A 24,054-nucleotide genomic window follows, 5' to 3' on the forward strand; every position below is an offset into this window, starting at 1 on the left:
GCTTACTTCCTTTTGTCATGCGCATCTGCGCGAACTCGGTGGCCTGGCAAAAGGTAAATGCCTGCTGCCAGCAGCGAAACCTTCACCACGGCGCCGCTGGTTAACTGATTACGCCGGGCGGCATGGGTAGCAATATCAAAACGTAACATATCGCCGTGATCGACGCTTAGCGAAACTGAAGTGATGCCGCCCAGTACGACCAGTTCGCTAACGGTGGCAACGACCGGGTTCTCCCGCTCGCCGTGTGAAGGACGGCCGCGACGGTGAAGCACAATATCGGAGGGCGGCAAGTACCAGGTGACTGTTTCACCCAGCGTCAGATTATCTAACCCCTCGGCTACCTCTAGATAATTTTCGCCCCACCGCAGCCGACGCTTGCCGCCCTCATCCACCACTACCCCTTCAAACAGATTATGGCGGTCTAACAAGCGCGCCACCAGCGGCGACAACGGCCGACGAAAAAGCACATCAGGAGCATCTTGCTGCAGGCTGACGCCGTTATGCAACACGCAGATTTGGTCGGCCAGCGCGGCGGCTTCTTCCAGGTCGTGGGTCACCAGTACAATAGGGATGTCGATCTGCTGACGCAACAGCGCCAGCTCGCGCTGCAACCGCCGCCGGGTCACTTGATCCACCGCCGAAAACGGCTCATCGAGTAACAGCACTTTGGGGTCACGGGCCAAGGCACGGGCCAGCGCCACACGTTGGCGCTGCCCCCCCGAAAGCGCGTTGGGGTAGCGCTTGCCCAGCCCGTCTAAACGCACCTTGGCTAGCCACTGCTCGGCCTGTTCACGGCGTTGCGGTTGGGGCAGGTGTCGCAGAGGAAGTTGAATATTTTGCGAGGCGGTTAGGTGCGGAAATAGCGCATAGTCCTGAAACACTATGCCGACCTGTCTACGCTGGGGCGAGAGTGAATGCTTACGTTCGGCGTCAAACCAAACCTCTCCAGCGCACTCCACTCGCCCGCCCTGGGGTCGATAAAGCCCGGCAATGATGCGCAACAGCGTGGTTTTGCCGCTGCCCGATGGCCCTACCAGCGCCAGCAGTTCACCGGGTTGGCAAACAAACTCGGCGGCCAGTGGAATCGGCCCCGTTTGATTGACCGCCACGCTCAACCCTGCAATCGGCCCAGAGACTGGCTCTGTGATGCGCGAATCAGCCACGTACCCACCGCCTGCGCCCGGCCAGACCATAGACGAGCCCCAAGGTAATAAACGATACCAACAGCAACAGCGCCGACATCTGTGCAGCGCCCTGTTCATCGAAGGCCTGGACGCGATCATAGATGGCAATGGCGAGAGTGCGGGTTTCACCATCAATGGCGCCACCCACCATCAAGATGACGCCAAATTCGCCCAGCGTATGGGCAAAGGTAAGCGCTGCCGCTGACATAATGCCTGGCCACACCAAGGGCAGCTCGATGCGCAGCAGCGTCTGCCAAGGGCTTAGCCCACTGCACCAAGCCGCTTCACGCAGGTTGTGGGGCACATGTTCAAAGGCACGCTGAATGGGCTGCACGGCAAACGGCAAATTGGCGATCAGGGAGGCCAATAGTATGCCAGTGAAAGTGAAATTCAGCCCGCTACCGGTCATTGCTGCCCAAAACGAGCCCACTGGCGCGTCGCGGCCAAAGCTCAACAGCAGATAAAAGCCCAGTACGGTAGGCGGCAATACCAGCGGTAATGCGATCAGCGCTTCACATAGCCCTTTGCCGCGGAAACGCGCATAGGCCAGAGAGCGACCTAGCCAAATAGCGATGGGCAGTAAGATGAGACAGGTAAATGCCGCGAGACGTAACGAGACCGAAAGCGCCGACCAATCCATTATGCTCCTTCCATTATTCGGCGTTAAAACCATAGGTACGCAAAATGGATTGTCCCTCGTCCTCTTGCAACCACTGATAGAAGGCCGTGGCAATATCTCCAGCCTGATTGGTCAGTACCATTCGCTGGCGTAGTGGGCTATGCCACTTTTCAGGGATAAGTACGTACTCACTTCGCTCACCTAGTGTGGGAGCCAGCGCCAAGGAGTAAGCCACCAGCCCACCGCGCGCATCGTCGGAGAGCGCAAACTGCGCCGCCTGGGAGACATTTTCGCCCAGTATCCGCAGCGGCTCTGTTTGCTCCCAAAACCCGGCGTACTCAAGCGCCTGCCGCGCCGCCACGCCATAGGGGGCGTGTTCAGGGTTGGCCAGGGCGATGCGCTCAGTAGTCCCCGCCTCTAACGCGGTTTTAACCGCTTCAAGTGGCGTCTCCTCGTTAGGTAAATCACCACGCCCTGCGCGCTGCAGCCACACTAAACGACCAATGGCGTAAATCACGCCCTCATCTTGTGTGTAGCCCTCCTCATAAAGCGCTTGAACGTAGCGCTCGTCAGCAGAGAGATAGAGCTCAAAGGGCGCGCCCTGGGCAATTTGACGCCGGAAGTTGCCTGACGAGCCAAAGTTTAGCCGTAGGGCGTGGCCGGTTTCCTGCTGAAACTGCTCGGCGGCTTCTGTCAGCGCAAACTGTAGATCAGAGGCCGCCGCCACGATAGGCGCCTCCGCCTGCGCAGGGGAACCTATCAGAAGCAAGCAGGCGAGCAGCAACCCATGCGCTAATTTAGCTTTTAGCATGCTCGTCAGTAATCTCCATTACCTTCATGGTATTGGTGCCGCCATGGGCGTTCATATGGTCGCCGCGAGTTAGGATTACATGGTCGCCAGGTTTGGAGATACCGGTCTTAACCAGCATCTCGAGGGCCCGGTCGTTTAGCTCGGTGGCGCTCATTGCGGAGGTATCGAACGGTAGCGAAACAACACCGCGGTAGAGCGCCATGCGGCGTTGGGCAATGGGATTATGCGCCAAGCCAACAATCGGCAGGCCCGAACGAATGCGCGAAGCGATCAGAGGTGTATAGCCCGATGAGGTCATACAGGCAATCGCGGTAATGCCGGTCATATGGTTGGCCGCGTACATGGCGGAGAGCGCAATGGTCTCGTCAGGGCGGGAAAAGCCTTCATGAATACGGTGACCGGACTCCTGGGCGGTTTTTTCCCGCTCAGCTCCCAGGCAAACACGTGACATGGCTTCTACGGTTTCCAGCGGGTAGTCGCCCGCCGCGGTTTCCGCCGAGAGCATGACCGCATCGCTGCCATCCAGCACCGCGTTGGCCACGTCAAACACCTCAGCGCGGGTGGGAAGAGGCGCTGAAATCATGCTCTCCATCATTTGCGTGGCGGTAATGACCGCACGGTTGAGCGAACGCGCTCGTTTGATCATGCGCTTTTGCACGCCGACCAACTTGGCATCGCCAATTTCTACGCCTAGATCACCTCGCGCCACCATGACCGCCTCAGAAGCTTCGATAATGCCATCCAGGGTGGCATCATCCGCTACGGCTTCGGCACGTTCGACTTTGGCCACCAGGCCAATCTCTTTACCCGCCTCACCTAATAAGCGGCGTGCTTCGAGCATATCTTCAGCATGGCGGGGGAAAGAAATGGCCAGGTAATCGACGCCAATCTCAACGGCGGTCTTAAGGTCTTCTTTATCTTTTTCAGTCAATGCCGGAGCGGAGAGCCCACCGCCCTGCTTGTTGATACCTTTATGGTTAGAGAGCTTGCCTCCCACGACCACGGTGGTATGCACCTGTTGGCCGTCAACACGGGCCACATCCAGCACTAAGCGCCCGTCATCTAACAGCAGGCGGTCACCGGCGGTAACGTCTTGGGACAAGGTCTTATAGTCGCAGCCGACTTGATGCACATCGCCCGCATCGCCATCCAGCGCCATATCGAGAATAAACGGCTGGCCCTCTTTAAGCACCACAGCCCCATCTCTAAACCGTGCAATACGAATTTTGGGCCCCTGCAGATCACCCAACACCGCGACGCTGCGGCCTAGCTTGGCGGCGATTTCACGTACCTCGGTTAGTCGGCGGCGGTGATCATCCGCTGTGCCATGGGAGAAGTTAAGACGCACCACATCGACACCCGCCTTGAGCATGGCTTCCAATACGCCTTCCCGGTCGCTGGCAGGCCCAAGGGTGGCGACAATTTTGGTACGACGGATCGAGGAGAAGTGCAGTGCGTTCATAATGTTCCAACCATGCAATTTAGCGTGTAGTGACTTTTATTAAGTAACTCTATCCAGTAACCCTAGCTTACCAGTTTAACGCGCTCTATATGACAGCAGTGCAACGCAGAGGGTTGGTTTAAGTCAACGTCACGGTGATCGTGAGAGGAAACTCATCGCAATTATTGCCATCACCGCCGCGATCCACTACCAAAAACTCGCCTTCGCGCTCCAGCACCGATTGAATGGCGTGCCAAGTGCCAGCGCGGTAATTCACCCCTTGGCGGCCATCGGTGACAAACGCTCGCACGTCTGCAGGGTTAATATGTTCCCCCGGTGGGGCTACCACCACAATAAAGCGCTCCTGGTGCAGCGGCATAAACGCCTGACTGCCCTGGGGGTGACGCTCTAAAAACGTTAGCTCCAACGGCAGTGTAATCGGCTGGCTCACGAAGATATTAATCAGCGTGTGAGCGTTTTCGCCTAGAGTTTCCACCTTGGCAAGATCATGGTGGCGCTGAGTGCGCCCGGCGTTGATGGGAAACGACGCGGAGGTGCGCGCATCAATCACATCGCCAAAAGGGGCGAAGGCCTCTGCGGTCAACGGCTCGGCTTTTAGCTCTAGCATTGTTGTGTCCTTCTAAAGTTCTTTGTTACTCAGCGTGGCATGGCCACTGCCAGCCTGATAAATGCACTAGTGGGAGGCAGCTTTAGCTCGCGCGACCCTTTAAAGCTGCCTGCTTGAAAAGCTAGCGCAACCAGTTTTAACGAGCCCCCAGACGAAGAGCAGGATGACGATTAACATCTTTATACAACAGATACCGGAATGGCCCGGGGCCAGCGGCGTAGCAGGCCTGGGGGCAGAAAGCGCGTAGCCACATGAAGTCCCCGGCTTCTACTTCTACCCAGTTTTGATTCAGGTGATAAACCGCTTTGCCTTCGAGCACGTAAAGGCCGTGTTCCATGACATGGGTTTCATCGAAAGGAATTACGCCGCCGGGCTGAAAGGTAACGATATTGACATGCATATCGTGGCGAACGTCCGCAGGGTCGACAAAGCGTGTGGTGGCCCAGCGTCCTTCGGTGCCCGGCATTTCGATAGGCGCAATGTCCTGCTCGTTGGTGACAAACGCCGTTGGCACCTCGAGCCCTTCCACAAACTCATAGGCCTTGCGTACCCAGTGGAAACGTACCGGCGCGTTAGATTCGTTGCGCACTTGCCACGAACTGCCCGGGGGAATAAACGCATAACCGCCGGGCTGCAGGGTGTGGCGCTCGCCTGACAAAGTAAGCGTTAACTCACCTTCCACAATAAACAACACGCCTTCCGCCTGAGGATCAGGCTCGGGCTTATCGCTGCCGCCCTGGGGCTGGACTTCCATAATGTACTGGGAGAACGTCTCGGCGAACCCCGACAGCGGCCGCGCCAGCACCCACAGACGAGTGCCTTCCCAAAAGGGGAGATTGCTGGTGACGATATCGCGCATCACGCCTTTGGGGATCAGCGCATACGCTTCAGTGAACACGGCGCGATCAGCGGTGATTTGCGTTTGCGGCGGGTGCCCGCCGGTGGGAGCGTAGTAAGTAGCTGGCATTTTTAAACCTATTTGACTTAGTAAAAACACAAGTTATTCATCTTGTATACAAGATTAGCTAACCACAATAAAGCAATCTTTAACAAAGCTCTTGTGAAACACTCCTCCCAATAGTAACTTCTTTAGAAACTTTTGTTTCATAATTCTAAGATCATACGAGCATGTCCAAAAACAGCAACCTCGGCGCGGCGTGACGCCCGCTAACCGCTGCTCAGGTCAGCTACTTATAACAAACGCGAGGCATAGCATGTCCCAACACACCCCCTCTTCGTCTTCCTCAGATCGCCCCACGCCCAAGAAAAGCTGGTGCCGGATCCCTGACATTTACGCGGTTCTGTTCATATTTATCGCCCTGGCCGCGATAGCAACGCACTTTGTGCCGGCCGGGCAGTTCGAGCGTGTTCCTGGCCCGAATGGGCGCATCACTATCGACCCGAACTCTTATGAGCAGATCGCTTCGTCACCAGTTGGCATCGTCGACTTTATGCTGGCGATCCCGAATGGCTTAATGAGTGCCGGTGAAGTTGTCTTTTTCACCTTCATGATCGGCGGTATGTTCATGGTGCTAAGGCGCACCGGCATTATTGAAATAGGTGTGGACAAGCTAACGCGCCGCTTTGCGCGACAGAACCTGCTCACTATCCCCGTGTTGATGACGGTTTTTGCCCTCATAGCGACGGTTATCGGTACCCAAGAGTTGGCGCTGGTCTATGTGCCGGTCATCTTGCCGCTGATGATTGCCTTGCGCTTTGATTCAGTCACAGCCGCGGCGGTGGCACTTTGCGCTACCACGGTCGGTTTCACGACGGGTGTGCTCAACCCCATCAATACCGGCCTTGGGCAGCAACTCTCAGACCTTCCTCTCTACTCCGGCTATGGCTTGCGCGTTGTGTCGTTTGTGGTGATGTTAGCCGCGGCCATTTTCTTCGTTATGCGTTACGCCCGTATGGTGCACCAAACACCTTCGCTTAGCCTGCTGAGCAGTGACACTAGCGAATCCGAAAAACGCTCGCTTTATCAACATGCTGACAATAGCCCTGCCTTAATCGCCACCGCTCGCCAGAAGCTCGCGGCCATCGCCACCTTCGCCTTCTTCGCGGTACTCGTCTATGGCGTACTGCAGCAAGGCTGGTTCATGATGGAAATGGCAGGCCTGTTTATCATTATGGGCATCGTAGTGGGCCTTATTGCGGGTCTCGATACCGATGAAATATGCGCAGGCTTCAACCAGGGCTTCCGAGACGTGCTGGTCGGCGCCATGATCGCCGGCGTCGCACGCGGTGTTGCCGTGATGCTGGAAGATGGTCAAATCATGGACACGCTGGTGTTTGGGCTTGGCAACCTCGTCGGTGGCCTGCCCACCCTGCTTTCGGCGATTGGCATGTTCTTCGCCCAGCTAGGCTTCAATTTCATCGTCCCCTCCGGTAGCGGCCAGGCCCTGGTCACCATGCCGCTGATGGCACCGCTCTCCGACATCATTGGCGTCACCCGCCAAACGGCAGTGCTGGCCTTCCAACTGGGTGACGGTATCGGCAATATTTTATACCCGACCTCAGGCTACTTTATGGCGACCCTGGCGCTGGCGGGTGTGCCGTGGCAAAAGTGGGTCAAATTCTTCTTCCCACTTTTTTGCGTCTGGATAGTGATTGCTCTGGGCTTTCTTATTTTCGCCCAGGCAACCCAGTGGACCGGCTAGAAGTGGATCGACTAGAGCACGGCAGAGATAAACTGCTTTAGCTCCGGCGTTTGTGGGTTGCTGAATAGCTCGCTGGGGGCGCCCTCTTCATGGATGCGCCCCTGGTGCATAAACACCACGCGGTCGGCCACATCACGTGCAAAGCTCATTTCATGGGTGACCAGAATCAGCGTCATGCCCTCGGCCGCCAACGCTTCCAATACGCGCAGCACTTCCCCGACCAGCTCAGGGTCAAGTGCTGAAGTCACCTCATCGCAGAGCATCACTTTGGGGCGCATGGCCAGCGCCCGAGCGATGGCGACCCGCTGCTGCTGCCCACCGGAAAGCTGCGCCGGGTAGGCATCGTATTTGTCGGAGAGCCCCACTTTCTCAAGCACTTCGCGGGCGACTTTCTCGACCTCGGCTTTCTCCTCGCCACGCACCACCAGCGGCGCCAAACAGACGTTCTCACCCACGGTTTTATGAGGAAACAGGTTGAAGCTTTGAAATACCATGCCGACGTTTTCACTCAGCTCTTTGGGCGACATTGACGCCGCATCGAGCTGCTTATCGGCAATGGTGATCTCGCCGCTGTCATGTTTTTCCAGCTGATTCAGGCAGCGCAGCAGGGTACTTTTACCCGAGCCACTGCGGCCAATAATCGCCACCACTTCGCCTTGCGCAACTGAAAGGTTGATACCTTTAAGCACTTCCAGGTCGCCAAAGGCTTTATGAACGTTATCAACGTAAACCAGCGTCATAGAGCTTTTTCTCCAGATAGCGCGCGTAGCAGGAAAGTGGGTAGCACAGCGCGAAGTAAAGCAGAGCCACAAGGGCAAAAATGGTGAAGGGTTCGAAGGTGGCGTTATTGAGCATGGTGCCCGCCTTGGTCAGCTCGACAAAGCCGATGATGGAGGCCAGCGCCGTGCCTTTGATGACCTGTACCGAGAAACCCACCGTGGGCGGAATCGAAAGCCGCAGCGCCTGGGGTAGAATCACATGGCGCATGGTCTGGAAGTAGTTCATGCCCAGCACCCGCGCCGCGTGCCACTGCCCTTTGGCAACCGCCTCTAAACAGCCGCGCCAGATGTCACATAGAAAAGCACTGGTGAATAGTGTCAGTGCGATGGAAGCCGCCAACCAGGCAGAGATCGGATGCCCCATGGCAGCAGCGCCAAAGAAGATCAAAAACAGTTGCATCAACAGCGGCGTACCTTGGAACAGGTCAACATAAAGAGACGTTAAGCGCTGCAGCCAGCGGTTGCTGGAGAGGCGCATAAAGGTCAGTAGCAGTCCCACCGTCGCACCGCCCACAAAGGCAATCAACGACAGCACAATGGTCCAGCGGGTTGCCAGCAGCAGGTTGCGCAGAATGTCCCAGAAGGTGAACTCAATCATCGTTGTTCTCCTTGCTGATAGGCGAATACCCGCTTGCCAACCAGCATAAAGCTGCGCCGCATGCCGAAGGCGAGGAGCAAATAGACCAGCGTGATCAGCAGGTAGACTTCAAAGCTGCGAAAGTTGCGCGATTGGATAAAGTTAGCGGCATAGGTCAGGTCAAATACCGATATTTGCGACACCACCGCCGAACCCAGCATCACAATGATCGACTGACTGATCAGCGCGGGGTATACCCTGGCAAACGCGGGCACCAGCACGATATGGCGATAGCTTTGCAGTGTGGTCATGCCCAGTGCACGCCCAGCTTCTAACTGCCCTTTCGCCGTGGCGCTAATACCGGCGCGTAGAATCTCGGCGCTGTAAGCGGCCAGGTTGAGCGTCATGGCAATAAACGCCGCGGTAATGGCATCAATTTTAATGCCGAGCCCCGGCAGTCCAAAGAAGATAAAGAACAGTTGCACAATGAAGGGCGTATTGCGGGTTACTTCGACGTAGCCGCCTAGCCCCCAGCGCACCCATGGCTGCGCGTTGACACGTAAATACGCCACTGCCACCGCCAGCGCTAGCCCCGTCAAGGTGGTCACCACGGTCAAAACGACCGTGGTGGTAAGACCTTTGAGGAGCTCACTGGCGTAGGGCAACAGGGTAAGAAAATCGAGTGTTGGCCCCATGCTAAACCTCAGCTACCGAAGTTTTCAGGCAGGTCGGCACTGAACCAGCGCTGAGATAGCTCATTCAGGGTGCCATCTTCCAGGCCTTGTGCGATCAGGCGATTCACTTCTTCCATTAACGCTGGCTCGTTTTTATTCATGCCCACGTAGCAGGGTGAATCTTTGAGCTGATAAATCAGCGAGGGCGCACGGTCGCTGTTTCGTTCGGCGATTTCGGCGGCGACTACGTTACCGGTGGCTACGTAATCGACCTGACCGGAAAGAAACGCAGAAATGGTGGTGGCGTTATCTTCAAAGCGCTGCACCGTCGTGGAGTCCGGGGCAATATTGGAAAGCTCCATATCTTCCACGGCGCCACGGGTTACCCCGATGGTTTTATCGGCCAGGCCTTCTGGGCCTTCCACGCTTTCATCTTCATCAGCGCTGAACACGCCTAGAAAGAACGGCGCGTAGGCGTCAGAGAAATCAATTGCCGCTTCTCGCTCCGGGTTCTTACCCAGGCTAGAGATCACCAGGTCCGCCTGGCCGGTCTGTAAGTAAGGGATACGGTTAGCGCTAGTCACGGTAATCAGTTCTAGCTGAACGCCCATTTCGTCAGCGAGGTATTGGGCCATATCAATATCGTAGCCGCGCGGCTGTAGGTCGGTACCTACTGAACCAAACGGTGGGAAATCTTGCGGGACAGCGACCCGGATAGTGCCGCGTGATTCGATATCTTCTAGCGCATCCGCCTGAACGTTTGGGCTAGTGGTAATAGCACCAAGGGCAACGACGGCACTCAGCCCTGTGGCTAAAACACCGGACTGTAGGCGTTTGAATTGGTTAGAGAAAGAGTGATTGAAGCGGTGCGATAGCGATTTCATGGTGTTCTCCTAACAAGGGCAGCCTGGCAAGGGCATGTTGGTCAGTGAATAGCCGTAATGGAATTAGCAAGGGATGCAGAGCGAGTGAAAGCTTTGTTGCATAAAATCTTACAAAGAAACTTTCGTTTCACTTGACCACCTAATAGCAACAGAGATACCAGAAGTGGCTAACGTTTTTTAGAACAGCAACTTAGCGGGCACGCGAAGCCACAACGCAGCGACTGCCGCATTAAGAAGAGGATTTAAAAGGAGGGAAGTGCAATGTATTGGTGCAGTTTTCATCCATCAATAGGACGAGATGCACCATGAAAGGAAGCCCAGCCTACTGGGAGCTCCAATCCACGCTCATGGTAGGCGCTTCCAGCTCACTAAGATCAGCGTAAACATCGCTGATCGCGCTGATTCGCTCTCGACCTTCTGCAAGGCGACGGTGCAGCACGCCGTTGGCAATCAGGCAGATCAGGCTATTGGCGGCAGCGTAGCTATCGAAGGCGGAGAGGCTTTCCAGCGGCGTTTCAAAAAACCACGTTACTTGTGAGGCGAAATTGACCGCGGTGGGGTCAGCCAGTAAGGCTACCTTGGCAGGTGAGCTCTCAAGTGCGTCAATTAGCGAAGCAAATGCCGCTGGGCGGCGGCGAAAACCAAACAGCACCACCATGTCCTGGTCGGTGAGATCGACGATCTCTTCCGCTAACGACTGGTTTGGGTGAGGAACCACTCGCACCTGGGTGCGCGCCTGAATCAGCTGCTGACGAAAATGCAGCGCTAGCGGGTAGCTGTTACGAAAACCGATCACGACCACATGACGCGCGCTATCCAGCCGCTCTACCAGTGCAGCAAATTGATCCGCCGCAATGCCGTTTAAGCAGCGCTGCAGATTATCCTGCTCCCGCTGCAGATGGCGCTGGAACGGCGCCCCGGCCTCTTCCTGCATGGCGTTGGGGTCGATCACCAAAGGCACGCCCAGGTTCCGTAGCTGGCGGGCGTGGTCTTTAACGGTGCGGTAGCTTTCAAACCCCAGCCGCTTGAATAGGCGGCTAACCGTCGATTTGGATACCCCGGTCAAACGCGCCAAATCAGCGGCGCTATACACCGCAAGATCATCAAAGTGATCGAGGATAAAGCTCGCCACCCGCTGCTCCTGGGCAGTTAGAGTGTCAAACTGGGCGGTAATTCGCTGTCCGATATGCGGCGTCATAGCATCCTATTAAACTGCTTAATTAACGAGTTGCAGGGTGGTGCTCTGCCCAGTGACGGGCAATATCAACCCGCCGGGCCACCCACACACGGTCGTGAGTTTCGATGTAATCCAAAAAGCGCTGCAGGGCGCGAAAGCGCCCAGGGCGACCCAATAAACGGCAATGCATGCCCACCGAGAGCATTTTGGGCGCCTCCTCCCCTTCTGCGTAAAGTACATCAAAGGCATCGCGCAGGTAGGTAAAGAAGTGATCCGCCGTATTGAAACCTTGCGGCGCGGCAAAACGCATATCGTTGCTGTCCAGCGTGTAGGGCACAATCAGATGGTTGTGGTCACCGCCCTGACTATCGGTCACCTGCGTCCAGAAAGGCAAGTCGTCGCCGTAGTAGTCGCTATCGTAAAGGAAACCGCCTTCGTCTAGCACTAAGCGCCGGGTATTGGGACTATCGCGACCGGTGTACCAGCCTTGGGGTTTTTCGCCATAGAGGCGTTGAAAAATCTCCATGGCCTGCTGTAGATGCTCGCGCTCAACGTGCTCGGGCACTTCCTGATAGTGAATCCAGCGATAGCCATGGCAAGCAATCTCGTGGCCCAGCTCTTTAAATGCCAGGGCGACATCCGGGTTGCGCTCCAGCGCCATGGCAACGCCAAACACCGTGAGCGGCAAATCGCGTTTTCCAAACTCGCGCAGAATGCGCCATACCCCGGCGCGGGAGCCGTACTCGTAGATCGACTCCATGCTCAAGTGGCGATCCGGATAAGCCGGTGCGCCGATAATTTCCGATAGGAACTGCTCGGAGCCTGAGTCGCCGTGCAACACGCAGTTTTCGCCGCCCTCCTCGTAGTTGAGCACAAACTGAACGGCAATTTTGGCCTTGTTTGGCCAGTTGGCGTGGGGCGGGTTGCGTCCATAACCGATCAAATCGCGGGGATAGTGGCCCTTAGGTGACGACGACATAGCTAGCTCCTTGATTCATACAAACCATTCATACAAGCCCTGGCAGATCACTGGCAAATAGCCGCCCAGCAATACAGAAAAATATTTGTATACAAAATAGCGACATTCATAACCAACCGCAACGCGGTCAACCGCTAATCCCCTGACGCTAATAGCGTTTCTTAGTTTAAAAGGCGTTAAGCCATTGAATCCTGAACAAATGGTCAAGTTTTATCAGCTGCTTTTTTATTGCCGATTGCTCATTAGTCCCTTGCGCCACGTAGAAAACCGCCCTATTTTTGTATACAAGAAATGCCATATTGTTTACACACGGAATAGCTATCGTGCATATACGCATTATTAACCCCAACACAACGTCCTCCATGACCGCTGCTATTCATCAGGCAGCGCAGCAGCAGGCGGGCACTGGCACCACGGTGAGCGCTTCACAGCCGGACGCTGGCCCGGTTTCTATCGAGAGCCATTTCGACGAAGTGATCAGTGCGGTAGGAGTGGCCGAAGAAGTTCTAAAAGGCGAATGCGAAGGCGGCATCGATGCCTATGTGGTGGCCTGTTTTGGTGACCCAGGCCTGCTCGCAGCGCGGGAGCTAACCCGTGCGCCGGTAATCGGCATCGCCGAAGCAGCGTTTCATCTCGCCACACTGGTGAGTACACGCTTTTCAATTGTCACCACCCTGGGCCGCACCGGCATTATCGCCGAGCACCTGCTTCAGCAGTACGGCTTTAGCCACCACTGCCGTCGTATACGTGCCGCTGAAATTCCGGTGTTGGATCTTGAGCACCATCCTGAAGTGGCGTTTACCCGCATCGTCGAAGAGTGCTGCCGCGCCAGGGATGAGGACGGTATCGGCGCCATCGTTTTAGGCTGTGGCGGCATGGCGAATTTGACCCAGGAGATCAGCCGCGAAGTGGGCCTGCCGGTAGTAGAAGGTGTTACCGCCGCGCTGAAACTGGCGGAATCGCTGGTCAGTTTAGGGCTGCATACCAGCAAACACGGCGATCTTGCCTACCCACGGCCAAAGATCTTTACCGGTAAGTTTTCTGAGCTTTCTGATCTTGCGCTACCGCTTAAGTCATAACAGTTCCAAAAAATAATAGTGACTCAACAACATCTAATAACAATAGCTTAAATAGAGTTTTAAAAAGTACGTCCATTAGCACGCCACGCCGCAAGCGTTTCCCGATACCTAATCGGGGATTAATAAAAACCGACAATCTTGCGAGGACGACAACATGAGCGCTTCAACCTCGGCTCTTGCGTCAGAAGAACGATCCGCTGCTGGATCAAAAGCACTGGGGGCAGAAAGCCTGGCCCCTCAACACACCCGAATCATGGGGCGCAGCTCCTACTTCCTGGCTTGGTTCGGTGGCTGCGTTTCCATTGGCACCTTTGCCATGGGCTCAAGCGTAGTCGGCACCCTGAACCTGTTACAAGCCACCCTGGCGATTGCCATCGGCTGCTTTGTGATCGGTATTGCCCTGGCCATTAACGGGGCCGCGGGCTACAAGTATGGCATTCCGTTTATGGTGCAGGCGCGCAGCGCGTTCGGCTTTACGGGCACGCGCTTACCGGGCTTGGTACGCGCAGTGCCAGCGGTAGTGTGGTACGGCTTTCAAAGCTGGATTGGCGCCGGGGCACTCAATATGGTGTCGGCTACCCTGTTCGGCTTCGACAACCTTATCTTCTACTTCATTACCTTCCAGTTTCTGCAAATTGGTCTTTCGGTAATGGGTTTCCAGGGCATCAAGTGGTTAGAGAATATCGGCAGCGCCTTTATCCTCGCCTCGCTGGTGTATATGTTCTACGCCACGGTGCAGCGCTATGGCGATGAGCTTTCCGCCAGCCTGCTGACCATGGAAGGCTCCTGGGGCATGCCGTTCTGGGGCGCGACCATGCTCTTCCTGGGCATCTACAGCACCATGATGCTCAACGTCAGCGACTACTCCCGCGAGCACAAAAAGGGCACGGCTCAAAGCCTGCTGACCACTATCTACGCCATGTCGATTCTACCCTGCACGCTGTTTATGGGCTTGATCGGCTATATGGTCTCCCAGGCCACCGGCACCGCCGACCCTATTCAGGTGTTTGCCAACGCCGTCGACAACACCCCGCTGCTGATGACTACCCTTCTATTCATCGCCTTCGCCCAGGTCACCACCAACGTACTCAACAACGTGGTACCGCCCACCTACGTGCTGATGGACGTATTCAAGATCAAGTTCTCGGTCGCTACGGTGATCGTTGGCTTGCTGGCTTTCGCCACCTTCCCCTGGAAACTGGTTCAGCCGGGCTCCGCTGCGGGCCTGCAGCTATTTGTGCAAACCTACTCTGCCTTCCTAGGCCCGATCTTCGCCATTCTGGTGGTCGATTATTATGTGATTCGCCGCCGCACGCTGGATATCAACAAGCTGTATGACGTTAACGGGCCTTACCAGGGTATTAACTTAGCCGCTTTCATCGCCACGGCAGTGGGCATTGTGGCGGCGCTCTCTTTCTCGGCGATCTCGTGGTACGCCAGCCTGATACCCGCAGGTGTTACCTACTACCTGCTTATGAAGTACTGGGCTCCCTGCCAGCGCTTTAGCCAGTAACTCCCTTTGCCAACCGAAGAGCGAATAAGATGAAAGAGAGTAACGACGTTAGTGACCTGGATATTAAGCATATAGATCCCACGCTCTATAACGAGGATCTCGCCCCGCTTAAGCCCCAGGATCGTAACTGGGGCGCCTTTGAGATATTTAACGTTTGGTCTAACGATATCCAGAGCCTGTTTGGTTACACCCTCGCCGCCTCGCTGTTTTTAACCTACGGCCTGAACGGCTGGGCGGTGATGGCGGCGATTATTCTGGCGGGCGTTATCGTGATGTTTCTGGTCAACCTCACCGGTAAGCCCAGCGTTAAATACGGCATCCCTTTCCCAGTGATGGTACGCGCCAGCATGGGGGTACGCGGCGCAAACCTACCCGCGATGCTGCGCGCCATCGTGGGAATTTTCTGGTATGGCGTGCAGACCTACTTCGCCTCCACCGCCGTCACCCTGCTGATTACGGCCTTTTTTGGCGCAGGCAGCGGCAGCACCTTCCTGGGGCTTTCCGGCGTGGCCTGGGTGTCGTTCGTCATTGTGTGGCTGTTTCAAATCGCGATTTTCTGGCAAGGCATTGAGCGCATTAAGCACTTCCTCAACTGGGCGGGCCCGTTGGTCTACGTGGTGATGTTGGTGCTGATGATCATTGTTTGGTATCAAGCGGGAAGTGAGCTGATTCCTGCCATTGGCACCATTTTCAGCGGTGGCAGTGAAACCAGCGGCAGCTCAATCGCCGCCTTTATGGCGATTGTCGGCACCATGGTGGCGTATTTCGCAGCGGTGGTGATCAACTTCGGCGACTTCACCCGCTTTGTGAAAACCGAACGCCAGATGAAGCTCGGCAACCTGTTGGGCTTGCCGCTCAACGTGGCGTTTTTCTCGTTTATCGCACTGATTATTACCGCTGGCACTCTAGTGCTGTTTGGCGAGGCGCTGACCAACCCCGCCGATATCGTCGAGCGTGTAGATTCGCTGCCGCTGACGATTATCGCCGCACTAACCTTCTTTGCCGCCACGGTAGGTATCAACCTGGTCGCCAACTTCATTCCCCCCGCCTACGACCTTGCCAACCTGTTTCCCAGCAAAATCAGCTTCAAGATGGGCGGCCTGATTACCGCAGTGATTGCGTTCTTTGTCGGCGCGCTATGGCTTTCGGTCATCAGCCAGATTGGCGTTCCCGGCTTTGTAAATGCGCTAGGGGCCATCGTCGCGCCCTTCTACGGCATTATCGTAGTCGATTACTACCTGATTAAGCGTCAGCACCTGAACATGCAGGAGCTCTTCTCATCAGCGCCGGGTAGCGCTTACTACTATGTGAACGGCTGGAACACTCGTGCGCTTATCGCCTTTGGCGGGGCGGCGCTGTTCTCGCTTTCTACCGTGTTGGTACCCGCGCTATCGAGCCTAGGTGGTTACGGCTGGCTGATTGGTGCAGGCTTGGGTGGGCTGTTCTACTATGGGTTGATGAGGCAGTTTAAGGCTGAGCCTGTATTGGCTCAACAGTAGACAAACGGGTCGTAACTAGCTGATTAGAAACTCATACAAGCGCCATCGGTTTTGCCGATGGCGCTTTTTGATATTTCATGAAACACGTTATGTGGGCATAGCATCACAACCTACCCAAGTCGGAATTAACCGCTAACCATGTCTCTGACTTTGCGCAGGCCCTCGTGGGTTAACTTGTACTTCTTTCTGGCTTGCTGAGAGCTGCCAGACTTCCTAGTTTGCATTGCACAAGCCGGTTTTCTTCCAATCAAACTTGTCATGGCAGTTGTTATATTACCTACTCCGTGCCCAAGGTGCTTAAGCTCTTTGTTCACACGGCCTGCGTCAAAATCGTTCTGACCTTGCACCGATTGAAACCAGTAGCCGACAACGAGTGCTTTTTCCGGGTCATTAGTCGGTCTAGCCGCAGCGTACAGGTCCGATATTTCGTTGAACTCCAATGGCTCGTCTTTCTCGTCAGTTTCGTCCTCAACAATGCCCGACTCGCCCGTTTTTTCGTAGTTGGAGTCACCAAGGCTGGTTGCCTTCACCTCTACTCCGAACCTGTCGGCAGCCCAACGCAAGACCCGGCCACATGATGCCTCGTCCAAAGGAGTCAAGGCCTCGGCGAGGCTTCTCATAGCTTCAATTTCGAGAAGTGGGTCGGTCGTGTTGTCATTCATGACGTTGAGACTCCAATATTTTGACATTTATTATGCAGTTTAAACATGAGCTCATGTATGTCAACATGCACCTAACAACATCATGTCTTATTTAGTTTGCAGGGGAAAAACGTTGCTCAATAAGATCGCATTGAAAGAAATCGTGGCTAACCCTGAAATAGATAAGAAAGACAAAGCGCTAGCATGCCTTGCCTACGATGCACATGCTCCCAAACAAGTGAAAGCTGTTAAGGAAATTGCCGCCTCGGTTGGACTAAAGGGGGCAAAAAAAATAAATTTTTCATCAATATTAGCCCGCCATACTGGAAAAACTATCCGTAGCCCTGAGGGTTGGGAACTAACATCCGATGGCCGTGCGTACGTAAAGCAATTAGGTGGCGGCCCTACCGTGCAATTATCCAGCAGTTTAAGAACTCTGGCTTCCAAAATTAGCTCAAAAAATACTCAAGCGTTCGTCGAAGAAGCTATCGAGTGCTTTGAGGCACATAACTATAGAGCAGCGGTCGTGCTTTCATGGGTCGGAGCGGTATCGGTGCTATATGACCATGTAGTTAGCAATTATTTGTCTGAATTCAATGCTGCCGCGTTGAAACAGGATCCGAAGTGGAAGCCTGCTAAAACTAAAGATGACCTGGCAAGAATGAAGGAAGCTAATTTCTTGGTGATATGTGAATCCGCTTCAATTATTGGCAAAAGCGTAAAGCAAGAGTTAGAGGGTTGCTTAACCTTCAGGAATGGCTGCGGGCACCCAAACAGCCTGAGAATCGGAGAAAATCGCGTATCCGGCCACATCGAGACTCTAGTTTTTAATGTGTACTCTGTATTTTGAAACAGCGAACATATGAACTCGCGGCAATTCACGGCTGATGGCCGCCAGCCACTCTCTCCATTGCCGCTTCTATACCATTCCCCAACCACACTTGCCTTGTGGCGTTTACATTTCCGTCCTCTCTTCACCTCTTGACCACTATAATCCAATGGATTACTCTTAAGTCTATGCAGACCATTGTCGAACTCCCTGAATTTATCAAGCGAGCGTCAAGCCTCCTCAAGGATGAGGAGAAGATGAGTATTGTTAACTACTTAGCTTTTCATCCTCAGGCCGGGGACATCGTGCAAGGCACAGGAGGTATTAGGAAGCTTCGCTGGTCGGCGCAAGGTAAGGGCAAAAGTGGTGGGGTAAGGGTTATCTACTACTATCACAATGGAAGCGTACCGCTGTTCCTTTTGACCGTTTTCGGCAAGGGCGAGAAAGCGAATATCTCAAAGTCTGAACGTAATGAACTGAGCAAGCTTACCAACCTGTTGCTTGAAAGATATGGTGATTAATATGAGTAGCGCATTTACAAGTATCAAGCAGGGCCTGGATGAGGCAATTGAATACTCCAACGGTCGGGTTGAAAAAGCGATCGTGCATGAATTCGGGCCAGTAGAGGTCAAGAAGATACGTTCCAAGTTGGGGATGTCCCAGAATGAGTTTGCCTCAGCCTTTGGAATCAGCGTTAGTACACTGCGCCATTGGGAGCGTGGTGACCGAGCGCCTCACGGCCCCGCTCTAGTGCTATTGAACGTCGTATCTAAAGAGCCTCAAGCCGTATTGAAGGCTCTTAGCGCGTGAGATAAAAATGCTAACGAGGCTGTAGAAAAACCCGATTTCGAGCCGTTTCCACCGCCTGTTGTCCTTATTTATTTACCCAGCCGGTCATCTGGCTGAGTAATCTTAATATCGGCATTTAGCCACTTTAGCGCCCAACTAAAGCTTGTTGAAGACGGCCTTTTGCTCTTAAAAAGCAACTTACTCCGCTCTAAGCCCTTCATGACGCGGCCATGTGGCCGTAATTCGCCAACTTTTCAATATTGTGCACTAAGCAGTAGAGCTGCCACTGACTTTGCACCTTTTTCTTACCCCGAAGGCTGAAGCGGTTCAACCTTTTCGTCGTGCCAATGTTACCGAATACAGGCTCTACGACTGACATGCGATGGCTGTAAATCTCTTTGCCCTTCGGGCTATCAACCCGATGCTTCATCCAGTCCGTATAATTGGGTAAGCGTTTGTTCTCGATAATAAAAGACACTTGTCGCCCTGCGCCGTTGCGATGGTCGGCCGAACTCGGGTTCTGCATGCATCGGTATTTCTTTGGGCAATGCCGACATTGCAGCAAACGCCCTTCAAAGTGTACCCGGATCTTGCCATTGTCTGTTTCTCGTTGCCCGCGATAGGACAGCTTTTCACCGGTGGGGCAGATACACGTTAGGTTTACAGGATCAAACTGGAACGCGCTGGCGGGCATCGTCTCTCGCCAGCCTTTGTCCAGCAGGTTCTGATGGCGCTTGCCATATTTGTCTTTCTGGTCGGCGAACTTCGGATCTCGGCTGCGGAACTGGTTATCGGGGATGTAGCCGTTGATCTGCTGTTCGTACAGATACTTCATGTTAGCTTCATTGGCAAAGCCAGTGTCAGCGGTCACGACGGTGCCTTTCTGGTAGATGTTCTCGGCGATGCCCAGCTTCTTAAAACGCGCTTCTACCTGCTCCAGAACTGGCTTCAGGGTATGATGCTCCTGGCCTTCGCCGAAGGCCTGAGCATCAATGACGATCTGGTGCTTTTTATCCACCGTGGCTACGCCGTTATAGCCCTGGATCGTGCCCTTGCTGGTGGTCATTTTGGCACTTTCGTTATCGGTCAGATTGCTCTTCACTTCCTTGATTCGCTTCCCCTGGCCCATCCTTGGGCTGTGCATCTTTAGGAAACGATCCACTTTATTCATGGCGGCATCTAGCGAGAGAATCGTCTTGGCTCGGCGAATGTCCCGATCCAGGTCGGCTTCCGTTTCGGCTTCATCACGCGCGTAGTGCTCCAATAAATGATGCCGAATCAGTCCTCTTAGTTTCTCCCGCTTCTCGCCCAATTCTTTGAACGTACCCGACCACTCCTTAGAGGCATCGGAGGACATCTTGCAGCCGTCAATGGCAAAGAGTTCGTTACCCAGCAAGCCTTGTTCATGGCACACCAGCAGCACTTGTTCGAATAGCGCTTCAATCTCATCAGCATGGCGACTGACGAAGCTGGCCAGTGTGGTGAAGTGGGGAACGGTATCGCAAGAAAGGGCTTTGAAAATAATATTGGTCTCGCAGCACCACTGCATCTCACGGCTGGAGGTGATGCCTTTGGAGTAAGCAAACAGGATAATCTTAAGCAGGATGGCCGGATCATAGGCCAGCCGGCCGGTCGCATCGTTGCGGTACTTGGGGTGGAAAACGGACAAGTCGAGTTTATGCTCGATCAGGTAATGCACTGCGTGCTCAAAGGTACCGGGTTGGAGTTGATCTTGGTAGTTGATCACCACCATGGCATTTTGATCGTGGTTATAAGGCTTGAAGCGCGGCATGCTGACCACTCCTCGTCTGTTTTCTCGATCCTACCAAAACTTAGCCGTCAGCGGGTTTTTTCTACAGGCTCAACGCTGCGCGCAACGGCGGCTGCGCCTCCATTGCAAGGGCACCGTTGTGCGCAGTGTTAAATTTTCGATCGAGCTTTAGTGATGAAAATTGAGACCGTAGAAAAAGCAGATCACCTTAAGCTGCTAGAAATCTGGGAAGCCTCGGTCAGAGCAACCCATGATTTTCTAGCTGAAGAAGATTTACAAGAGTTAAAGCCGTTAATCTTGGAGCAGTATTTTGACGCCATTGATTTAAGGTGCGCTAAAAATGGTCATGGTGAAATCCAAGGGTTCTGCGGCGTTCATGACGGTAATATTGAGATGTTGTTCATTGCACCAGATGCGCGCGGAAAAGGCGTTGGTGCCATGTTAGCTGCCAATGCTATCGATGAGCAGGGAGCGTCAAAGGTCGACGTCAATGAACAGAATGTTCAGGCGCTTGGTTTTTACCAGTATATTGGCTTTAAAGTGACAGGTCGCTCACCGGTCGATGGGCAGGGTAAAGCCTATCCACTGTTGCATATGGCGCTATAAAAAATTTTACAAGTCCAGCCACGGCGACGTCTTGTTCGTTGCGGCTTCGCCTTCACTACAAAGTAGCGCGTGCTGGCCGCAATAAGAGGAGCATTGATTCAGGAGGTGGGTGAGTATGATAATATCACACCTCTCCCATGTTAGGAGTATCAGCCATGAGCATGCACCGGAAAACCATCACGCTGACTGAACAGCAAAACGGCTGGGTGAAAGCCCAGATTGAAAGCGGCCACTTTGGCAACGATAGTGAATACATCCGCGATCTTATTCGAAGGGATCAGCAGGCCAAACAACGTATTGCCATGCTGAGGCAAGCCCTCGTTGAGGGTGAGTCAAGCGGGAACCCGAAACCCCTGGATATATCGGCTATTAAGGCGGCTGGCCGTAAGCGGATCAAGGCGGTTGATTAGTGCTTGAATTGAATGTCACGCCAAAGGCGGAATCAGATCTCATCGGAATTTGGGTGTATACCTGTGAGGAATGGGGCGTTGATCAGGCGGATAATTACCTGAATCGGCTTGAGACCGGCATGAAACGGCTGATTGATCATCCATCACTTGGCGCGAACTACGACCATGTTTTTTCTGGGTATCGCAGATTACAGGTCGAGCACCACGCTGTTTTTTATCAACTGCATGAATCGAAAGTGCTCGTTGTTCGTGTACTTCACCAGGACATGGATGCACCGGAAAGGCTTCTGGAGTAGGGGGAGCTATATTTTCGGCGCAGCTTCAAGGTCTCCATCAAGCCCCGTTCCGTTGCCGCCCAACAAGCTGCAGCTTAAAGCCGCCACACTCAACCCCCAAATATCTGCTGCAAATCCGGCACGTTCTCTTCCTCTTCAACCATGGAGAGCGAGGCTTCGATGGCTTTTAGGTGGCGGCTCATAAAGGCTTTTGCCCGCTCGCCGTTACCTGTTTCCAGGTAGCCGATCAGATCATCGTGATCGTGGGATTCACAGCCTAAATGGCCGCGATGGCCGTAGACGGCGAGTATCAGTGAAGAACGCGAACAGAGGCGTTCAACAAACTCTGCCAGGGTGGCGTTGCCTGAGAGCTGCGCTAAACGCACATGGAAGTCTGCCGATAGGCGAATAGCCACGCTTTGTTGCCCGCTGCGCAGCGCTTGGCGCTCTTGACGGGCCATGTCGCGCAGCTCCGCTGCTTCTTTTTCGCCCATGCGCCGAGCTACGTCGGGCATTAATCCGCACTCGATTAACTGGCGGGCATCGAATACGTCTTTGGCTTCATCGGCGGTGGGCCGGGTAACGCTGGCGCCACGGCGCGGTGTTAGCGTGACTAACTGCTCCAGCGCCAGGCGCTGCAGAATTTTACGAATACCAGTGCGGCTAATGCCAAAGACTTCCGCCAGCGCATCTTCGCGTAGCCGTGCGCCGGGCTTTAAACGCTGCTCGACAATGGCATCGCTCACGGAGCGATAGATGGCGTCGTGGCGTTCATCGCCCTCTTTGCTATTTTTCGTTTCTTTAGCAGGAGCGCGCCGTTTTTCCGGCGCCTGCGCATCACTCATAGCTATCCTCTCAAGGCCTTAGGGTTTGTACGAAAAGTCGGCGAGCGAAGACTAGACAAGGCAAAAATCGACGAGAAAGCGGAGTTTACGGGGTGTAAATGAGCATTTCGAGGCGATTTTTATCGCAGTATTGTCGAGCGCAGGCAGTTTTCGTACAAAGCCTGATCATTCCTCCCAAGCGGCAATCATATCGCGCTCTTCATCGCTCATGTTGGTCATATTGCCTAACGGCATATAGCGGCTGGTCACTACCTGCTGAATTTGTGCCTTTTGCCCGAGGATTTCATCCCAGCTATCGAAAGCAATCCCCGCGGGCGGTGCTGAAAAACCAGCATGCTCAGGGTTGCGAGCATGACACTGAACACAGTGCTGCTCAATCAAACCGGTGATTTGCGCCTGATCCGGCCCTTGCGCGCCGTCATTACCACTAGGCGACGATGAACTTGGTGCGGCCACCCAAAACGCTAACAGAATAAGCCCTACCCCAACGGCGGGATACGCTGGCTGGGTTTTGCCTGCATGCATCAACACAAAGAATTGACGGATTAAAGCACCGGCAAAGATCAACAGCACCATCACCACCCAGGCAAGCTCGTGGGAGTAGATAAAGGAGTAGTGATTACTCACCATCAACAACACGACCGGTAGCGTGAAGTAGGTATTATGCACCGAGCGCTGCTTGCCGCGTTTGCCATCCAAAGGATTGGGGGCATCGCCCGCCTTCATGGCTTTTACCATGCGGCGCTGGCCGGGAATGATCCAGAAGAAGACATTGGCTGACATTGCCGTCGCCATCACCGCACCGGTGAGCAGGAAGGCGGCGCGACCGGTGAACATCTGCGTGCTGAGGTAGGCAACGACCACCATCATTACGGCAACAGCGACACTGAGCAGGCCGTCGCGATCCATATTGGGGCTGATGCGTTTACATAACTCATTATAAACCACCCAGCCGCCCAGCAAAAATGCCAGCGCCAGCACGTTGGCCTGCCAGCCCGTCATGTTGGCTGCCCACTCCCAGGGGCTATTGGGGTTTACCAGATAGAAGCCTGGATTGACCATGTAGAGAATCACAAACAGCGCAAAGCCGGAAAGCCAGGTGGTGTAAGCTTTCCAGAATGACCAGTGCAGATCATTGGGTAACTTGGCAGGCGCCGTGGCGTACTTTTGGTTGTGGTAAAAACCACCGCCATGCACCGACCACATTTCGCCAAACACGCCCTTCTGGCGGTCTTCCTCAGCCTTCGGTGTGCGCAGGCTATTATCCAGCATTACAAAATAGATCGACTCGCCGATCCAGGCGATGGCCGCAATCACATGCAGCCAGCGCAGTAGCAAATTAACAAAATCGATTAGATACGCTTGCATAACGGAAGTCCCT

At 54.4% G+C, this 24,054-nt stretch carries 26 protein-coding genes; 10 read left to right on the plus strand and 16 right to left on the minus strand.

Annotated features, from left to right (window positions below):
- Nucleotides 1-2: 2 nt before the first annotated feature.
- The 6 genes from LMS44_RS17280 to LMS44_RS17305 form a co-directional block, all read right to left on the minus strand.
- On the minus strand, nucleotides 3-1,163 hold the full coding sequence (locus tag LMS44_RS17280) for an ABC transporter ATP-binding protein (RefSeq protein ID WP_414122312.1): 1,161 nt from the start codon (nucleotides 1,161-1,163) through the stop codon (nucleotides 3-5).
- Nucleotides 1,156-1,824 carry a molybdate ABC transporter permease subunit gene (gene modB, locus LMS44_RS17285; protein ID WP_027958096.1) on the minus strand — a complete coding sequence of 223 codons (669 nt, stop codon included), beginning with the start codon at nucleotides 1,822-1,824 and terminating at the stop codon, nucleotides 1,156-1,158. The genes LMS44_RS17280 and modB overlap by 8 nt, the downstream gene beginning before the upstream one ends.
- 13 nt (nucleotides 1,825-1,837) lie before the next feature.
- Entirely contained in the window at nucleotides 1,838-2,614 is a 777-nt protein-coding gene (modA, locus tag LMS44_RS17290; RefSeq protein ID WP_414122314.1) for a molybdate ABC transporter substrate-binding protein, read from the minus strand.
- Nucleotides 2,601-4,076 (minus strand): pyruvate kinase, encoded by a 1,476-nt coding sequence (gene pyk / locus LMS44_RS17295; RefSeq protein WP_039859403.1) that lies wholly within the window; start codon nucleotides 4,074-4,076, stop codon nucleotides 2,601-2,603. Before pyk ends, modA begins: the two co-directional genes overlap by 14 nt.
- A gap of 118 nt (nucleotides 4,077-4,194) precedes the next feature.
- Complete coding sequence (locus tag LMS44_RS17300; RefSeq protein WP_022522264.1) at nucleotides 4,195-4,683, minus strand: ureidoglycolate lyase; 489 nt, start codon at nucleotides 4,681-4,683, stop codon at nucleotides 4,195-4,197.
- 136 nt (nucleotides 4,684-4,819) lie between these two features.
- Nucleotides 4,820-5,650, minus strand: a complete 831-nt coding sequence (locus LMS44_RS17305; RefSeq protein WP_027958098.1) for a bifunctional allantoicase/(S)-ureidoglycine aminohydrolase — start codon at nucleotides 5,648-5,650, stop codon at nucleotides 4,820-4,822.
- Nucleotides 5,651-5,897: 247 nt separating this feature from the next.
- On the opposite strand from LMS44_RS17305, the gene LMS44_RS17310 reads away from it, so the two are divergent.
- Nucleotides 5,898-7,346, plus strand: coding sequence for a YfcC family protein (locus LMS44_RS17310; protein WP_159177262.1), 1,449 nt, complete (start codon nucleotides 5,898-5,900; stop codon nucleotides 7,344-7,346).
- Nucleotides 7,347-7,357: 11 nt separating this feature from the next.
- Here the strand turns inward: LMS44_RS17310 and LMS44_RS17315 are convergent, their stop codons facing one another.
- From LMS44_RS17315 to puuE, 6 genes are all read right to left on the minus strand, one after another.
- Nucleotides 7,358-8,086, minus strand: coding sequence for an amino acid ABC transporter ATP-binding protein (locus LMS44_RS17315; protein WP_022522261.1), 729 nt, complete (start codon nucleotides 8,084-8,086; stop codon nucleotides 7,358-7,360).
- Nucleotides 8,067-8,723, minus strand: coding sequence for an amino acid ABC transporter permease (locus LMS44_RS17320; RefSeq protein WP_022522260.1), 657 nt, complete (start codon nucleotides 8,721-8,723; stop codon nucleotides 8,067-8,069). The genes LMS44_RS17315 and LMS44_RS17320 overlap by 20 nt, the downstream gene beginning before the upstream one ends.
- Complete coding sequence (locus tag LMS44_RS17325) at nucleotides 8,720-9,397, minus strand: amino acid ABC transporter permease (RefSeq protein ID WP_022522259.1); 678 nt, start codon at nucleotides 9,395-9,397, stop codon at nucleotides 8,720-8,722. Before LMS44_RS17325 ends, LMS44_RS17320 begins: the two co-directional genes overlap by 4 nt.
- Before the next feature lie 8 nt (nucleotides 9,398-9,405).
- On the minus strand, nucleotides 9,406-10,260 hold the full coding sequence (locus LMS44_RS17330; RefSeq protein ID WP_159177263.1) for a transporter substrate-binding domain-containing protein: 855 nt from the start codon (nucleotides 10,258-10,260) through the stop codon (nucleotides 9,406-9,408).
- Nucleotides 10,261-10,582: 322 nt separating this feature from the next.
- A complete protein-coding gene (locus LMS44_RS17335) occupies nucleotides 10,583-11,458 on the minus strand; it encodes a MurR/RpiR family transcriptional regulator (RefSeq protein WP_159177264.1) in 876 nt (291 codons plus the stop codon).
- A gap of 22 nt (nucleotides 11,459-11,480) precedes the next feature.
- On the minus strand, nucleotides 11,481-12,416 hold the full coding sequence (puuE, locus tag LMS44_RS17340; protein WP_498945836.1) for a polysaccharide deacetylase family protein: 936 nt from the start codon (nucleotides 12,414-12,416) through the stop codon (nucleotides 11,481-11,483).
- 323 nt (nucleotides 12,417-12,739) lie between these two features.
- On the opposite strand from puuE, the gene LMS44_RS17345 reads away from it, so the two are divergent.
- From LMS44_RS17345 to LMS44_RS17355, 3 genes are all read left to right on the plus strand, one after another.
- The gene (locus LMS44_RS17345) at nucleotides 12,740-13,495 is read left to right on the plus strand and encodes an aspartate/glutamate racemase family protein (protein WP_039859410.1); all 756 of its coding nucleotides are present in this window, start codon (nucleotides 12,740-12,742) and stop codon (nucleotides 13,493-13,495) included.
- Between the two features lie 154 nt (nucleotides 13,496-13,649).
- The gene (locus LMS44_RS17350; RefSeq protein WP_414122322.1) at nucleotides 13,650-15,008 is read left to right on the plus strand and encodes an NCS1 family transporter; all 1,359 of its coding nucleotides are present in this window, start codon (nucleotides 13,650-13,652) and stop codon (nucleotides 15,006-15,008) included.
- A gap of 29 nt (nucleotides 15,009-15,037) precedes the next feature.
- The gene (locus LMS44_RS17355) at nucleotides 15,038-16,507 is read left to right on the plus strand and encodes an NCS1 family nucleobase:cation symporter-1 (protein ID WP_159177266.1); all 1,470 of its coding nucleotides are present in this window, start codon (nucleotides 15,038-15,040) and stop codon (nucleotides 16,505-16,507) included.
- Between the two features lie 125 nt (nucleotides 16,508-16,632).
- On the opposite strand, the gene LMS44_RS17360 is transcribed toward LMS44_RS17355, so the two are convergent.
- A complete protein-coding gene (locus LMS44_RS17360) occupies nucleotides 16,633-17,169 on the minus strand; it encodes a hypothetical protein (RefSeq protein ID WP_159177267.1) in 537 nt (178 codons plus the stop codon).
- A gap of 112 nt (nucleotides 17,170-17,281) precedes the next feature.
- Here LMS44_RS17360 and LMS44_RS17365 point away from each other — a divergent pair, with 112 nt between their 5' ends.
- The 3 genes from LMS44_RS17365 to nadS all read left to right on the plus strand — a co-directional run bounded on the left by LMS44_RS17365 (nucleotide 17,282) and on the right by nadS (nucleotide 18,787).
- The gene (locus tag LMS44_RS17365; protein WP_159177268.1) at nucleotides 17,282-17,998 is read left to right on the plus strand and encodes a hypothetical protein; all 717 of its coding nucleotides are present in this window, start codon (nucleotides 17,282-17,284) and stop codon (nucleotides 17,996-17,998) included.
- A gap of 167 nt (nucleotides 17,999-18,165) precedes the next feature.
- The gene (locus LMS44_RS17370; protein ID WP_022522251.1) at nucleotides 18,166-18,498 is read left to right on the plus strand and encodes a type II toxin-antitoxin system RelE/ParE family toxin; all 333 of its coding nucleotides are present in this window, start codon (nucleotides 18,166-18,168) and stop codon (nucleotides 18,496-18,498) included.
- Between the two features lies 1 nt (nucleotide 18,499).
- Entirely contained in the window at nucleotides 18,500-18,787 is a 288-nt protein-coding gene (nadS, locus tag LMS44_RS17375) for a NadS family protein (RefSeq protein WP_159177269.1), read from the plus strand.
- A 196-nt stretch (nucleotides 18,788-18,983) separates the two neighbouring features.
- On the opposite strand, the gene LMS44_RS17380 is transcribed toward nadS, so the two are convergent.
- Nucleotides 18,984-20,558: a transposase gene (locus LMS44_RS17380; protein ID WP_476488454.1), complete on the minus strand. Its 1,575-nt coding sequence runs from the start codon at nucleotides 20,556-20,558 to the stop codon at nucleotides 18,984-18,986.
- Nucleotides 20,559-20,711: 153 nt separating this feature from the next.
- Between LMS44_RS17380 and LMS44_RS17385 the strand changes: the two genes are divergently transcribed.
- The 3 genes from LMS44_RS17385 (at nucleotide 20,712) to LMS44_RS17395 (ending at nucleotide 21,849) form a co-directional block, all read left to right on the plus strand.
- Nucleotides 20,712-21,143 (plus strand): GNAT family protein, encoded by a 432-nt coding sequence (locus LMS44_RS17385; RefSeq protein ID WP_498945840.1) that lies wholly within the window; start codon nucleotides 20,712-20,714, stop codon nucleotides 21,141-21,143.
- A gap of 155 nt (nucleotides 21,144-21,298) precedes the next feature.
- A complete protein-coding gene (locus LMS44_RS17390) occupies nucleotides 21,299-21,553 on the plus strand; it encodes a ribbon-helix-helix domain-containing protein (RefSeq protein WP_498945842.1) in 255 nt (84 codons plus the stop codon).
- A complete protein-coding gene (locus LMS44_RS17395) occupies nucleotides 21,553-21,849 on the plus strand; it encodes a type II toxin-antitoxin system RelE/ParE family toxin (protein ID WP_226247849.1) in 297 nt (98 codons plus the stop codon). The genes LMS44_RS17390 and LMS44_RS17395 overlap by 1 nt, the downstream gene beginning before the upstream one ends.
- Before the next feature lie 89 nt (nucleotides 21,850-21,938).
- Here LMS44_RS17395 and LMS44_RS17400 read toward each other — a convergent pair whose 3' ends face one another.
- Together LMS44_RS17400 and LMS44_RS17405 are read right to left on the minus strand one after the other, a co-directional pair.
- Nucleotides 21,939-22,673, minus strand: coding sequence for a GntR family transcriptional regulator (locus LMS44_RS17400; protein WP_022522245.1), 735 nt, complete (start codon nucleotides 22,671-22,673; stop codon nucleotides 21,939-21,941).
- Between the two features lie 165 nt (nucleotides 22,674-22,838).
- On the minus strand, nucleotides 22,839-24,041 hold the full coding sequence (locus tag LMS44_RS17405) for a urate hydroxylase PuuD (RefSeq protein ID WP_498945845.1): 1,203 nt from the start codon (nucleotides 24,039-24,041) through the stop codon (nucleotides 22,839-22,841).
- Nucleotides 24,042-24,054 lie beyond the last annotated feature (13 nt).

Origin of the sequence: Halomonas profundus (genome assembly GCF_020865425.1) — a bacterium.
Classification (GTDB): domain Bacteria; phylum Pseudomonadota; class Gammaproteobacteria; order Pseudomonadales; family Halomonadaceae; genus Vreelandella; species Vreelandella titanicae.